The sequence below is a fragment of the Mesorhizobium sp. genome (assembly GCF_004962925.1).
In the GTDB taxonomy this organism is placed as follows: domain Bacteria; phylum Pseudomonadota; class Alphaproteobacteria; order Rhizobiales; family Rhizobiaceae; genus Mesorhizobium.
Map to the genome: position 1 here is coordinate 1 of NZ_SUEO01000174.1, position 13,563 is coordinate 13,563.

Here is a 13,563-nt window from a genome sequence, read left to right on the forward strand (position 1 = left end):
GTCGTCGTTGGCCGGAGCAAGGTCTGCAGGCTCTTCGACCGGCGTTGCTGCTACCGGCTCGCTGGAGACGGCCTCCAAGACGTCGCCTTCGGGGCTGTCAACCGCCTCGGCAGTGCCTGCATCGACCTCGCCTTCACCGTCTTCACGGCGATTGCGCTTGCCGCCGCGCTTGCCGCGCCGGCGCTTCTTGCCCTGACCGTCATCCGACGCTTGACCTTCATCCGACGCTTCCACCGCCTCAGTGACGCCGACCTGCTCCTCGTGAGCTGCTTCGGCGCCTTCATCGTTTGTGGCTTCGGAAACGCCATCGGTAGCGGTCGAGAGGGAGGCGCCTTCCACAGGGGCGCCGTGCTCACGATCGCGATCCTTGCCACCGCGCCGTCTGCGGCGCTTGCGGCGCTTGCGGTCGCGGCCTTCGCCATCCTCGCTTGGCCTTGGCTGCTGCGGCTGCTGCGCTTGGCGCGGTTGCTCGACCGGTGCAATAGCCTCGTCCTCCTCGTCGATGACGATTTCGTCCGCCGGCTCTTCCGGCTCGACATAGGCGGGCAAGGTGCGCACCTCGACGAAGCCTTCAGGCTTTTCCGCCAGCGCGCCGCGGAAGATCGCATAGTGCTGGGCTCCGACCGCGTCGTCGGCTTCGACGGTGATGGTCAGGCCGAAGCGGCTTTCGAGTTCCACAAGCGTGCCGCGCTTGTGGTTGAGCACATAGAGCGCGGTCGCCGCCGGCGTCCGCACCGTGATGTGGCTGCGCGAATCCTTGAGCAGGAATTCCTCGATCGCTCGCACCACCATCAGCGCGACAGACGAATCGGACCTGACATGGCCGGTGCCGCCGCAATGCGGGCAAGGCTTCATCGTCGATTCCAGCACGCTGGCACGGATGCGCTGGCGCGACATCTCCATCAGGCCGAAATGCGAGATGCGGCCGACCTGGATGCGGGCGCGATCGTTCTTGAGGTGATCCTTCAGCCGCTTCTCGACGGAGCGGTTGTTGCGGTTCTCCTCCATGTCGATGAAGTCGATGACGATCAGGCCGGCGAGATCGCGCAGCCTCAGCTGCCGTGCGACTTCCTCGGCCGCTTCCAGATTGGTGTGAAGCGCTGTGTCCTCGATCGAGTGCTCCTTGGTGGAGCGGCCCGAATTGACGTCGATGGCGACCAGCGCTTCGGTCTGGTTGATGATGATGTAGCCGCCGCTCTTCAGCGTCACCTGCGGCTGCAGCATGCGGTCGAGCTGCGCCTCGATGCCATTGCGCACGAAGATCGGCGTCGTGTCGCGGAACGGCTGCACGACCTTGGCGTGGCTCGGCATCAGCATGCGCATGAAGTCCTTGGCCTCGCGATAGCCCTCTTCGCCGGAGACCTGGATCTCGTCGATGTCCTTGTTGTAGAGGTCGCGCACCGAGCGCTTGATCAGGCTGCCTTCCTCGTAGACCAGGGCAGGGGCCGTAGACTGCAGCGTCAGATTGCGGACATTTTCCCAAAGCCGCATCAGATATTCGTAATCGCGCTTGATTTCGGCCTTGGTGCGGCTTTCGCCGGCCGTGCGCAGGATGACGCCCATGCCCTGCGGCACTTCGAGGTCGGCGACGACCTCCTTCAGCCGCTTGCGGTCCTGTGCGTTGGTGATCTTGCGCGAGATGCCGCCGCCGCGCGCCGTGTTCGGCATCAGCACCGAATAGCGGCCGGCAAGCGACAGATAGGTGGTGAGCGCCGCGCCCTTGTTGCCGCGCTCTTCCTTCACGACCTGCACCAGAAGGATCTGCCGGCGCTTGATCACTTCCTGGATCTTGTACTGCCGGCGCACCGGCTTGCGGCGGTTGCGCGCTTCTTCCAGCGCATCCTCGGCGCCGACCGATTCGACCTCGTGGTCGTCCGAATGCGAGGAATGCACCTCTTCCAGCATGCCGCGATCATTGTCGGTGGACGTGGCTTCGCCGGCCGACTCCGCCCGCGGCATGGCTTCGGAAATCACATCCGCTTCGATGCTGGCGGCGATGGAATTGGGTCCGCCTTCGGAAGGCCCAGTCTCATCACGACCTGTCTCATCACGACTCGCCTCATGACTGGCGACATCCTCGCGATGTTCCGAAGTCTCGGGCGCCGTGTCCACATTTTCGGAAACGGTATCGCCGCTCTCCGCGACCGCATCCTCGCCGCTCTCATTGGAACCGGCAGAATCGGGGGAATCGACAGAATCGTCGGAATCGGCCGCACCTGCATCACGCTTGTGCTCGCCTCGGTCGCGGCTCTTGCCACCGCGCCGGCGCCCGCGCCGGCCGCGATCGCGGCTCTGGCGGTCGTCGCCTTCGCCCTCCTCATCGTCCTCGTCTTCAGCCTCCTGCGCTTCCGCGCGCAGCAGCGCCTGACGGTCGGCGACCGGAATCTGGTAGTAGTCGGGATGAATTTCACTGAAGGCGAGGAAACCGTGACGGTTGCCGCCATATTCGACAAAGGCTGCCTGAAGCGAGGGTTCGACGCGGGTTACGCGGGCGAGGTAGATATTTCCTTTGAGCTGCTTCTTGTCCTGGGATTCAAAGTCGAATTCTTCAATACGGTTACCGCGAACGACGACAACGCGTGTTTCCTCCGGGTGGGAGGCGTCTATCAGCATCTTGTTGGGCATTATTTCGTTTCCCCCCGGCAGCCGTCAGCCGCAGCTTGCGAGGCAAAGCCCGCCGCTGTGAGTGTGGATGAACATGGGTGCCGGGCAATTGAATGTCCGCCGGCCGCTGCCTTAGCGCCATGGCGGTGCCGCCCGCAGCCATAATGGCGCGGTTTGCTGCGGACCTTTCCATGATTGCGCTTGAAGCCATCGTAACCAGCAGAACCTTTTTGAACCAAAGCCCGGGAAAACCGGACCAGCTTGTTTGCTCGTACAGAGCCGGCGCGGGACAATCCCGGCCGTTTTCCTCACGCAGGCGTTTCCCCCGCCACGGGCTCACACCTGCGAAATTCGTCGCGATCACCTGATGCCTTTTTCGCCTGAAGCGAAAGGAGCCGTCGTTCATCTGACCTGTAGCGGGAAGCTGCGGAGAAGGACGGTTCCAGGATTGCAGTGATCCACCATCGCTTTTATGATTTGGCGGGTTGGAAGGCAACCCCGATTTCGGATGCCGGCAAAAAGCGGTTCCGCAACGGAAGCACGGCTTTAAGCCTTTGGACGAAAAGGCTTGGTTAACCTTCTCTGGATACCAATCGTTAATCGAGTTCGCGGCCTAACCGGCATTTCGACAAGACGCCGACACTCCGACAACTAAGATTGGGCGCCTGGCGCCAAACCGGAGCGACTGGAAAGAGATGGGACTGGCAGTCTTCACGCACAAGGGTGGTCGCGCCGGAAACCGTCTCTTCTACGCCGCTTACCTCCACGCTGCTTGTCTGCTGTTGCTGGTTGTCGCTTGCCTGGCTTCGCCGATCTCCTTTGCTGCCGACGCGCCGCTCGCCGCGACGAGCTACAAAATGGCGGGTGACGCCACCAAGATGCGCATCGTCGTGAATTTCGACCGCGAGCCCGACGTCAAATGGTTCCTGCTGCGCGGCCCCCACCGTCTGGTCGTCGACCTGCCAAGCACGAAATTTGCCATCAATGCCAAGGATGTGAAGGCGCGCGGCCTGGTCAGGAGCGTGCGTTACGGCGATCTCGGCGAGGGGACATCGCGGCTGATCCTCACCAGCAAGGGCCCGTTCGCCGTCGACAGGTTCGACGTGCTCAAGAACGATGACGGCAACGGCTACCGCATCGCCGTCGACATGTCGGCGGCGTCCGTGCGGGAGTTCGACGCCGCCCTTGCCAATCAAGCGCTGACCACCGGCTCGACGGTCTCCCCCGACAAGGGCGGCCGGATCGGCACCGGGCCGATCTCCAATCCAGGCCATCGCTTCACCGTCGTCATCGATCCGGGCCATGGCGGCATCGACGGTGGCGCCGAGGGCCTGAACGGCACGGTCGAGAAGAACGTCACGCTCGCTTTCGCCACCGAATTGCGGGCCAGACTTGCCGCAGTCGGCAAGTACGACGTGTTCATGACGCGCGAGACGGACCAATTCCTGCGGCTGGACGACCGCGTGCGCATTGCTCGCCAGCACGAGGCCGATCTGCTCATTTCGATCCACGCCGACACGATCAGGGTCAAGGGCCTTCGCGGCGCGACCGTCTACACGGTCTCCGATAAGGCTTCCGATCCCGAAGCGCAGGCGCTCGCCGACCGTGAAAACCTTTCCGACCAATTCGCCGGCATGGAGATCAAGGACGATAACAAGGAAGTGACCGACATTCTGATCGACCTGATTCGCCGCGAGACGCATAGTTTCTCGATGAGTTTCGCCCAGACTTTGGTCGGCCAGCTTTCCACCAGCGTCGGCCTCATCAACAATCCGCAGCGTTCGGCCAGCTTCAAGGTGTTGAAGGCGCCGGATGTCCCCTCCGTGCTGGTCGAGCTCGGCTATCTGTCGAACGCCAAGGACGAGGCGCAACTGCTCAGCGCCGATTGGCGCGGCAAGGCGGCCCAGAGCATAACCAATGCCATCGCCCTGTTCGCTTCAGCCAGGGCCGGAGCGGGAACCGGAGGCTGAGATGCCCGCGGATCGCCCACAACCAGAGGCAGCGTTGCACGACGACAACACTTCGTACTTATATTTCCGCCATTCGAAGCCGAAATACCATGCTGCCGCATTTTGCCCACATGGTGGCGACATGGGTTTTCGATTACCGGTCGGGATCGTCTCGAAAGCTTGCGCGAAAGGCGGCTTCGTTTAGGAGATTCCCGAACCAAGGACTGGAGCGGGCATGATTCGTCTCATTGGCTATTTTTTCGGCATCGGCACGGCGCTGGCCCTTTTGGTCGCGGCGGGCGTGGCGATCTATATCAGCCATTTGTCGAAGGATCTGCCCGACTACGAGGTCCTGGCCAAGTATGAACCGCCGGTGACGACCCGCATCCATGCGTCCGATGGTGCGCTGATGGCCGAATATGCGCGCGAGCGGCGCCTGTATTTGCCGATCCAGGCGGTGCCGGATCGTGTCAAGGCGGCCTTCCTGTCTGCCGAGGACAAGAATTTCTACAATCATCCCGGCATCGATATGACCGGCCTTGGCCGCGCAATCATGGTCAATCTGCAGAACTTCGGCTCGGGCAAGCGCCAGGTTGGCGCCTCGACGATCACCCAGCAGGTGGCGAAAAACTTCCTGTTGTCCTCGGACCAGACCTACGAGCGCAAGATCAAGGAGATGATCCTCGCCTTCCGCATCGAGCAGGCCTATTCGAAGGACCGCATTCTCGAGCTCTACCTTAACGAGATTTTCTTCGGGCTTGGCGCCTATGGCGTTGCCGGCGCTGCACTCACCTATTTCGACAAGGCGGTGAATGAACTCACCGTGGCGGAGGCGGCGTACCTGGCGGCTTTGCCGAAGGGCCCCTCCAACTATCATCCGTTCAAATATGCCGACCGCGCCATCGAGCGCCGCAACTGGGTCATCGACCAGATGGTCGACAACGGCTACGTCACGCATGAAGAAGGCGCCAAGGCCAAGGCCGAGCCGCTCGGCGTCACCCCGCGCCGCACCGGCACCTATCTGTTCGCCGGCGAATACTTCACCGAGGAAGTGCGTCGCCAGATCAGCGCACGCTACGGCGAGAATGCACTCTATGAGGGCGGCCTGTCCGTCCGTACGACGCTCGATCCTAAGATGCAGCTCATCGCCCGCAAAGCCATGCAGAACGGCCTGATGAAGTTCGACACGCTGCGCGGCTATCGCGGACCGGTGAAGTCAATCAATGTATCTGGCGACTGGGGCGTGCCTTTGGGCGACGTCAAGCGACTGGAGGACGTGCCCGAATGGTCGCTCGCCGTCGTGCTCGACAGCTCGGAAAAGGGCCTATCCATCGGCCTTCAGCCGACGAGGCAGGTCTCGGGCGAACTCGTCAAGGATCGCATCGAAGGCACCGTCAGCAAGGAGGACATGCGCTTCGCCATGCGTCACGTGGTCGACGGCAAGACCGTCAAGGCCAACTCGCCGGCGGACGTGCTGAAGCCGGGCGACGTCATCTTCGTGCAGAAGAAAGAGGATACGGATGGGGCCTATAGCCTGCGCCAGGTTCCCGAAGTGGAAGGCGGCTTGATCGCCATGGATCCGCATACCGGCCGCGTTCTGGCCATGGTCGGCGGGTTCTCCTATGCGCAGTCCGAATTCAACCGTGCCACGCAGGCCATGCGGCAGCCGGGTTCGTCGTTCAAGCCGATCGTCTATTCGGCTGCCCTCGACAATGGCTATACACCGGCTTCGGTGATCATGGACGGCCCGATCACCATCAAGAGCGGCAACACGACCTGGACGCCGAAGAACTACGATGGAAGGACGGCAGGTCCGGCGACCTTGCGGTCCGGCATCGAAAGGTCACGCAATCTGATGACCGTGCGCCTTGCCAACGACATGGGCATGAAGCTGGTCGTGGAATATGCCGAGCGCTTCGGCGTCTACGATCATCTGGCGCCATATCTGCCGATGGCGCTGGGATCGGGCGAGACCACCGTGATGCGCATGGTGTCGGCCTATTCGATCATGGCCAACGGCGGCAAGTCGATCAAGCCGACGCTGATCGACCGCATCCAGGATCGCTACGGCAAGACGGTGTACAGGCAGGACGAACGCGGCTGCGAAAATTGCAACGCGACGGAATGGCAGAACCAGCCCGAGCCGGAACTGGTCGACAATTCCGAGCAGGTGCTCGATCCGATGACCGCCTATCAGATCACCTCGATGATGGTGGGCGTCGTCGAGCGCGGCACCGGCGCCACCGTCGCCGAACTCGGCCGCCACATCGCCGGCAAGACCGGAACGACAAACGACGAGAAGGATACCTGGTTCATCGGCTACACGCCCAATCTCGTTGTCGGGCTTTACATGGGCTACGATCAGCCGAAAGGTCTTGGCAAGGGCGCGACTGGCGGCGGCCTTGCCGCGCCGATCTTCAAGGACGTCATGCGTGTGGCTTTGGACGGCACGCCCAATGTCGATTTCAAGGTCCCCGAAGGCATGAAGCTGATCGCCATCAATCGCAAGACCGGCATGCGGGCCAACCCCGGCGACGCTGGCGCCTTTATCGAAGCCTTCAAGCCGGGCACAGGCCCCGCCGACAGCTATTGGGTAATCGGCATGGATGCGGATGGCTCCAACGCCTCCGGCGGCTCGCTGTCGCCACAGGCCAACCAGGCCATCCAGTCCGGCGGCGGCGGACTTTATTGACATAGGATATGGCATTCTGGCCGGCTTCCGAGCCGGCCCATTTTGCTTTACAGGCGGCGGTGCCGTCCCTATGTATCGCGCCAACGCAAGCTCTGTTTAAGCAACAGGGCACCATTTCAGCACAGGACAGAACAGCCAGCCATGCGCGCGGAAACGCAGAACATTGTCGACGAAATCAGGCAGGCGATTACCCTGCTGAGGAGGCATCTTTGACTGGGATCAGGCCATAAAGCGGCTTGAATACCTGAACGTGCGTGCCGAGGATTCGAGCCTCTGGAACGAGCCGCTGGAGGCGCAGAAGCTGATGCGTGAGCGCCAGGGCCTCGAGGACGGCATCGCCGCGGTCAAAGGCCTCACCCAGGCGCTGGAAGACAATATCGGCCTGATCGAGCTTGGCGAGGAAGAGGGCGACGAGAGCGTCGTCGCCGAGGCAGAAGCGGCGATCCGCTCGATGCGCGGCGAGGCAAAGGCCCGCCAGATCGAGACGCTGCTTTCGGGCGAGGCGGACGCCAATGACAGCTATCTCGAAGTCCATGCCGGCGCCGGCGGCACTGAAAGCCAGGACTGGGCCTCGATGCTTCTGCGCATGTACACGCGTTGGGCCGAGCGGCGTCGCTTCAAGGTCGAGGTGCTGGAAGTGCATGACGGCGAAGAGGCGGGCATCAAGTCCGCCACGCTGCTGGTCAAGGGCCACAATGCCTATGGTTGGCTGAAGACGGAATCCGGCGTCCACCGGCTCGTGCGTATTTCGCCCTATGACAGCAATGCGCGCCGCCACACATCCTTCGCCAGCGTCTGGGTCTATCCCGTGATCGACGATACGATCGAGATCGACGTTTCCGAATCGGATGTTCGCATCGACACCTATCGTTCGTCCGGATCGGGCGGCCAGCACGTCAACACCACCGATTCGGCGGTCCGCATCACCCATCTCGCCACCGGCATCGCGGTCGCCTGCCAGGCCGAGCGTTCTCAGCACAAGAACAAGGCGAAGGCCTGGGAGATGCTGCGCTCGCGGCTCTACGAGGAAGAGCTGAAGAAGCGCGAGGCAGTAGCGAACGCCACCGAAGCGTCGAAGAGCGATATCGGATGGGGCCACCAGATCCGCTCCTACGTTCTGCAGCCCTATCAGCTGGTGAAGGATCTGCGCACTGGCGTCGAGAGCACAAGCCCGTCGAGCGTGCTGGACGGCGACCTCGACGATTTCATGGAGGCCTCGCTGTCGCAGCGCATCGAGGGCGGTGCCGGCGAAGTGGTGGCCGATATCGACTGAGCTCCTAAGCAGCAAAGCAGCTGGAATATCACGCTAGAGTGACAGGCTCTCACTCTAATTGAGCGGTCGCTTTATGGCTTTGTTTTTTCATTGAATTTTTCATAACGACTTCTACCTCGGGGGTGGATGCTGCCGGCCTGCCGGCGCCTAGCCCGGAACCACTGCGAGCCGAATCTCGTTATCTGCGATCCCATCTGCCGGGGTTGATGAAGTCACTCTCGTCAACCCCGGCAGTCTGGTTCCGGCTGCAGATGTCGGCGCTCGGCTTGCACAGCAATTTTCTTGCGCCAACAAAGGAATCAGCCCAGCATTCGAAGGCTGGGGGAAAAAAGCATTTATGGCCGGACGCGGCGTATCTGCGACCTGACGATCCGGCCACTGGGAAGACACGTTCCGGGAACGGGCAAGCGAAACGCTTGAACTCGTTGATAGGAACTGCGCCCATGCCTGCTTTCACAACCCGACCGGCCTCAGCCGTCAAGACGGCGCGCCGCCTCCTGAATTCAATCATCGCGGTGGTGGCTCTAACGGCCGCCACCTGCATATTTGCAGCGCCCGCTTTGGCGCACGACGCCAAGCCGACCGCGGCCAAGCCGCAAGGCTGGAGCTACCCATTCTCCTGTTGCTCGGGCTATGATTGCCGCGCGGTCTCGCAGGCCTCGATCAGCGAGCGTCCGGAGGGCTACGTCATCAAGGGGACAGGCGAGGTCGTGGCCTACAGCGACACACGGATCAAGAATTCGCCCGACGGCGAATATCACTGGTGCTCGGTCGCCGGCGCCAACGACGGAAAGACCATCTGCCTGTTCGTGCCGCCGTCGTCGTTTTAATGCATGTCGCCCAAAAGTGCGCAGCGGTTTTGGGATGACGACTTGCATCAAACAAAGATTGAAGCGCTACGCGTCTGACGCAGGCAGGCGAGTCTGCTGACAGACGGTTGCCAGGAGCGTCTCTTTATGTTGCCTTGCCGCGCGGGCGGCAGGCAATCGGGAGGAAGGCGTTCATGACTATAAAGGCAAGCTGCCACTGCAGGGCGACGACATTCGAGGTCTCGCAAGCGCCGCAGACCGTGACGCAATGCACCTGCTCCTTCTGCTCGAAGCGCGGCTCGTTGTGGGCCTACTACACCCCGTCGCAATTCAAGCTCACCAGCCCACTCAAGAATGTCACATTCTACCGGTGGGGATCGAAAACGATCAAACACGGTTTCTGCGCCACCTGCGGCTGCGGCACCTTTACCGAGACGCCGGACTGGTCGACCGGCAAGCCGGATTTCGACAATCCGAAGATCAGCGTGAACTCGCGCCTGTTCGACGATTTCGACCTCGATCAGGTCGAGGTCGTCGTCATCGACGGCAAGAATCTCTGGTAGCCGATAATCTCTGGCAGCCCATCAAAATCGCGCAACATCGCGGCTGTGGAATTGACCGGGAAAAGCCTTAGCCAGCCGCTTTTCCCGTTCCGCTTTTCGCCGCATTTCATGTTACAACGAGCCCGGAAGGGCTGATATGGCGCGCCGTCGGCGTGACCGCGGTTTGGAGAGGGACTACCGAATGAAAAAGACTGTGCTCGTCGCCGTGGCGACGGCTGTACTTGTGAGCGCCTGCACCACCACCGATCCGTATACCGGAGAGCAGAAAGTTTCCAACACTGCGGCCGGCGCCGGCATCGGCGCGCTGGCGGGTGCGGGGCTCGGCCTGCTTGCCGGCGGCAACGATCGCCGTAATGCGCTGATCGGCGCTGGAGTCGGCGCGCTCGCCGGCGGCGCCATCGGCGCCACCATGGACCAGAACGAGGCCGAACTGCGCCGGCAGCTTCAGGGCTCCGGCGTCAGCGTCACCCGCACCGGCGACCAGATCATCCTCAACATGCCGTCCGACATCACCTTCAACGTCGACCAGGACGCGGTGAAGCCCGGCTTCTATCAGGTGCTGAATTCGGTCGCACTTGTGCTGAACAAGTTTCGGCAGACCACGGTCGACGTGTTCGGCCACACCGATTCGACCGGTGGCGACCAACACAATTTCGACCTGTCGCAGCGCCGCGCGCTGGCGGTCGCCAACTATCTGTCCGGGCAGGGCGTCGATTCCCGCCGCTTCGCCGTCACCGGCTTCGGCAAGACGCGTCCAATCGCTTCCAATGCGACGGCCGACGGCCGTGCCCAGAACCGCCGCGTCGAGATCCAGCTTTCACCGCTCACCTGAGCAAGACAAATAGGAAGACGGGATTGAACATGAGAACGGCCCCGCAAGGGGCCGTTCTTGTTTGCTTTTTCTGGGCGGACGAACGTCGGCGCCCGTCGTTTCGTTTTCAGGGGCGAACCGGCTGATCGACAATCGCCGCAACGATCCGGCGCACGATCGGAAGGACAATCAGCAGGCTCGGAAACGCAACAAGCCATGATACGCCCCATGCGTATGACCAGGTCGCTACAAAACCGTTCGTCCAACCCGTGCCGATCGCCGTCGAAACCGCCGAGATGATGCAGGTCATGAGGATTGAAAGAACGAACGGCATAACCACAGCACTGTATGAAGGCGGCAGTTTTCTCAGCTTCAACGTCTTTTGCGGTGATGCTTGCATGGAAATCTCCTAGTCGGAAAATGCTTATGGGCGCGATCAGGCGACCTGTGCCGTTTGCAGGGCCAATTCTCGGATGAAGCTTCGTAGCGAACGCGGCTCGCGGCCCAAGGCGGCGCGCAGTGTCAGGCTATTTCCGCCGAGGCCGTACTTCGCGTAGTGGTCATGGACTTTAGCCAGCAGCTGTAGTTGCCGGTCGTCGTAGGAAAGACGGGCATTCGCTGCCCACTCACCAAAGGTTGGCTCGCCAGCAGAAACGGTCCGGCCAAGTTCTTCGCTCATCATTGAAACGATCTCTTCCCGGCTATGCATACCGTCCGCGCAAAGCTCAAGCGTCGCATAGGACAGCCGCGCCTCGGTCAATGCGATCGCTGCCACTTCAGCGACATCGCGGTAATCGACACGCGCCAGCTTTGCAGTCTTTGGAAACGGTTCCGAAAAAACGCCATCACTCACGATGGACGGCCAGGCTGCGGCGATGTTCTGCATGAAATTGGCGGGATGCAAAATGGTGTACTCCATGTTCGTCGAGTAGAGAGCATCTTCGACCGGCACCTTGCTCGCATGGTTCTTAAGCCGCGTATTGGTCGGCTGGATCACAGACGAGAAGACGAATTTTCGAACGCCTGCTCGTGCTGCAGCCTCGACCATGGCAACACCCATGGCTGCTTCGTCGGGGGCAAAGGCCGGTCCGATGTGAAAGACGCCGTCGACGCCCTCGACGGCATTTTCGAGGCTCTGAGGGTTGCGCAAATCTCCGGTCACGACTTCGGATACCCCGAGCCTCCGGGCCTTTTCGGCATTTGCGGGGTCGCGAATGAATGCTCGAACGCTGGCATTGCGGCGGATAAGTTGAGGCACGATCAATCCGGCAAATCGGCCTGTTGCGCCCACGACCAGAACGGTTGGATTGGGTGCTCGCATGACAATTCCCTTCGATGAAACCTGCCCCTTTCGGGATTTCTTCCAGGGAAAGTAAAAGGTCGCGAACAGCGTTACAATTATTTAGATTTGCGATAGTTTATCTCGATTTTCGTGATAAACGGAGACGTCATGAGCCGGATGGATGATTTTGAAGCTTTCATGGCAATCGTCGAGCATGGAAGTCTGACGGCCGCCGCGCGCCGGCTGAATCGCTCACTGCAATCGATCAGCCGGTCTTTGGCGACGCTGGAGGAATCCGTTGGGGTCGAACTTGTACAGCGGACGACGCGCCGTTCGACACCAAGCGAAGCCGGAACGGCGTTTTTCCACCGCATCAAACCCGCCATCGACGAAATAAACGACGCAAGACTTCAGGCCGCCAACCAACGATCGGAACCGTCAGGCATCCTGCGCGTGAGCGCGCCAGTTCTGTTCGGCCCGGATTTCGTTGTACCTGTCATCGCCGACTACATGCAGATGTATCCGCGGGTCGAGGTTGACCTCCAGCTCGCCGATGGCTTTGTCGACCTTGGTGCCGAGGGCCTCGATCTGGCGATACGGATCGGCAATTTGCCGGATTCCAGCTTGCGAGCCAGACGCTTGGGCGCGTTACGGCGCGTCGTTTTCGGCTCGCCTTCCTACTTTGAACACCGTGGCCGACCAGCGCATCCCTTTGAACTGGGCAAGCACAGTTGCATTGTTCGAACCTCCGACCAGCGTCCAGGTGAATGGATGTTTCAGATCGAGGGGAAACCTCGGGCGGTGAAAGTGGCTGGCAGTTTTCGATCCAATTTGATGGCACCGATCTATGCGGCCGCAGTTCACGGAATGGGTTTGGGCTACTCGCCCCTTTGGCAGATAAGGCATTTGGTGGATGATGGCCGCCTAGAGGTGGTTTTAAGCGACTTCGAGCCGGTGCCGGTGCCGATGCACGCCGTGTGGTCGGAAGGCAGATCATCCTCAGCCAAAGTTCGCGCGTTTCTGGATATGTTGCCGTCCCGCCTGGAATTCAAAAACCTGTAGCCGCCGGATCAGACGAGGCAACCGAGCGGTCGACGGCCTCGTGGTCATCGACTTCGGCGAGACGCGGCGGCGGCCGACCGCGCCTAGAACCGGGACGTCGAGATCCAGCTTTCGGGCCACACCTGAGCAAAGCAAATATCAGACATGAAAACGGCCCCGCAAGGGGCCGTTTTCGTTTGCATTTGAGAATTTCTGCTGTGATCAGACCTTGGCCACGATGCGCATGAAGGCGGGCATGTCATCGCCGAAGCCGACGGTCGCGTCATTGTCTTCCTGGCGATTGCGGCCAAGGCGATTGCCGTCGCGCTGCGGCCTGGTGTCGCCACGTTCCGGCGCACGCTGTTCGTTGCGATTGCGATCGGGCGAAGCCTTACGTTCGGGTGAAGCTTGGCGTTCGGGTGAAGCTTGGCGCTCGGTATTTTCCGAGCGGATCGCCTCCTTGCGCGCGCGCCGCTCACCGGCATCGGTGACCGCGGTCTCGGCCACCACTGGCTCGCCTGTCGTATCCGGTGCTGCAT

10 protein-coding genes and 1 pseudogene are annotated in these 13,563 nt (G+C 61.3%); 7 read left to right on the forward strand and 4 right to left on the reverse strand.

Annotated features, from left to right (window positions below; translation table 11 throughout):
* Positions 1-2,625: ribonuclease E/G (locus E5W87_RS26590; RefSeq protein ID WP_292404453.1), on the reverse strand; the 2,625-nt coding region annotated here is incomplete at its 3' end.
* 674 nt (positions 2,626-3,299) lie between these two features.
* Between E5W87_RS26590 and E5W87_RS26595 the strand changes: the two genes are divergently transcribed.
* The 6 genes from E5W87_RS26595 to E5W87_RS26620 all read left to right on the forward strand — a co-directional run bounded on the left by E5W87_RS26595 (position 3,300) and on the right by E5W87_RS26620 (position 10,722).
* A complete protein-coding gene (locus E5W87_RS26595) occupies positions 3,300-4,574 on the forward strand; it encodes an N-acetylmuramoyl-L-alanine amidase (protein ID WP_292404455.1) in 1,275 nt (424 codons plus the stop codon).
* 214 nt (positions 4,575-4,788) lie between these two features.
* On the forward strand, positions 4,789-7,245 hold the full coding sequence (locus E5W87_RS26600) for a penicillin-binding protein 1A (RefSeq protein ID WP_292404457.1): 2,457 nt from the start codon (positions 4,789-4,791) through the stop codon (positions 7,243-7,245).
* A 141-nt stretch (positions 7,246-7,386) separates the two neighbouring features.
* A protein-coding gene (prfB, locus tag E5W87_RS26605) for a peptide chain release factor 2 (protein WP_292404459.1) occupies positions 7,387-8,518 on the forward strand; the annotation gives its coding sequence in 2 pieces (ribosomal slippage) (positions 7,387-7,452 and positions 7,454-8,518; 1,131 coding nt in all).
* 443 nt (positions 8,519-8,961) lie between these two features.
* Positions 8,962-9,348: a hypothetical protein gene (locus E5W87_RS26610; protein ID WP_292404462.1), complete on the forward strand. Its 387-nt coding sequence runs from the start codon at positions 8,962-8,964 to the stop codon at positions 9,346-9,348.
* Positions 9,349-9,521: 173 nt separating this feature from the next.
* Entirely contained in the window at positions 9,522-9,890 is a 369-nt protein-coding gene (locus tag E5W87_RS26615; protein WP_292404464.1) for a GFA family protein, read from the forward strand.
* A 181-nt stretch (positions 9,891-10,071) separates the two neighbouring features.
* Positions 10,072-10,722, forward strand: a complete 651-nt coding sequence (locus E5W87_RS26620) for an OmpA family protein (protein ID WP_095489478.1) — start codon at positions 10,072-10,074, stop codon at positions 10,720-10,722.
* 106 nt (positions 10,723-10,828) lie between these two features.
* Here E5W87_RS26620 and E5W87_RS26625 read toward each other — a convergent pair whose 3' ends face one another.
* Complete coding sequence (locus tag E5W87_RS26625; protein ID WP_192365652.1) at positions 10,829-11,101, reverse strand: DUF2798 domain-containing protein; 273 nt, start codon at positions 11,099-11,101, stop codon at positions 10,829-10,831.
* Positions 11,102-11,137: 36 nt separating this feature from the next.
* Complete coding sequence (locus tag E5W87_RS26630; protein WP_292404466.1) at positions 11,138-12,022, reverse strand: NmrA/HSCARG family protein; 885 nt, start codon at positions 12,020-12,022, stop codon at positions 11,138-11,140.
* 129 nt (positions 12,023-12,151) lie between these two features.
* Between E5W87_RS26630 and E5W87_RS26635 the strand changes: the two genes are divergently transcribed.
* A complete protein-coding gene (locus tag E5W87_RS26635) occupies positions 12,152-13,045 on the forward strand; it encodes a LysR family transcriptional regulator (RefSeq protein ID WP_292404468.1) in 894 nt (297 codons plus the stop codon).
* A 201-nt stretch (positions 13,046-13,246) separates the two neighbouring features.
* On the opposite strand, the pseudogene E5W87_RS26640 reads toward E5W87_RS26635, so the two are convergent.
* Positions 13,247-13,563: pseudogene (locus tag E5W87_RS26640) on the reverse strand (ATP-dependent helicase); the annotation flags it as partial.

What these genes read in the sequence shown, in the direction of transcription:
- E5W87_RS26595 (WP_292404455.1), top strand. Translation starts at nt 3,300, where the DNA reads ATGGGACTGGCAGTCTTCACGCACAAGGGTGGTCGCGCCGGAAACCGT.
- E5W87_RS26600 (WP_292404457.1), top strand. Translation starts at nt 4,789, where the DNA reads ATGATTCGTCTCATTGGCTATTTTTTCGGCATCGGCACGGCGCTGGCC.
- E5W87_RS26610 (WP_292404462.1), top strand. Translation starts at nt 8,962, where the DNA reads ATGCCTGCTTTCACAACCCGACCGGCCTCAGCCGTCAAGACGGCGCGC.
- E5W87_RS26615 (WP_292404464.1), top strand. Translation starts at nt 9,522, where the DNA reads ATGACTATAAAGGCAAGCTGCCACTGCAGGGCGACGACATTCGAGGTC.
- E5W87_RS26620 (WP_095489478.1), top strand. Translation starts at nt 10,072, where the DNA reads ATGAAAAAGACTGTGCTCGTCGCCGTGGCGACGGCTGTACTTGTGAGC.
- E5W87_RS26625 (WP_192365652.1), bottom strand. Translation starts at nt 11,101, where the DNA reads ATGCAAGCATCACCGCAAAAGACGTTGAAGCTGAGAAAACTGCCGCCT.
- E5W87_RS26630 (WP_292404466.1), bottom strand. Translation starts at nt 12,022, where the DNA reads ATGCGAGCACCCAATCCAACCGTTCTGGTCGTGGGCGCAACAGGCCGA.
- E5W87_RS26635 (WP_292404468.1), top strand. Translation starts at nt 12,152, where the DNA reads ATGAGCCGGATGGATGATTTTGAAGCTTTCATGGCAATCGTCGAGCAT.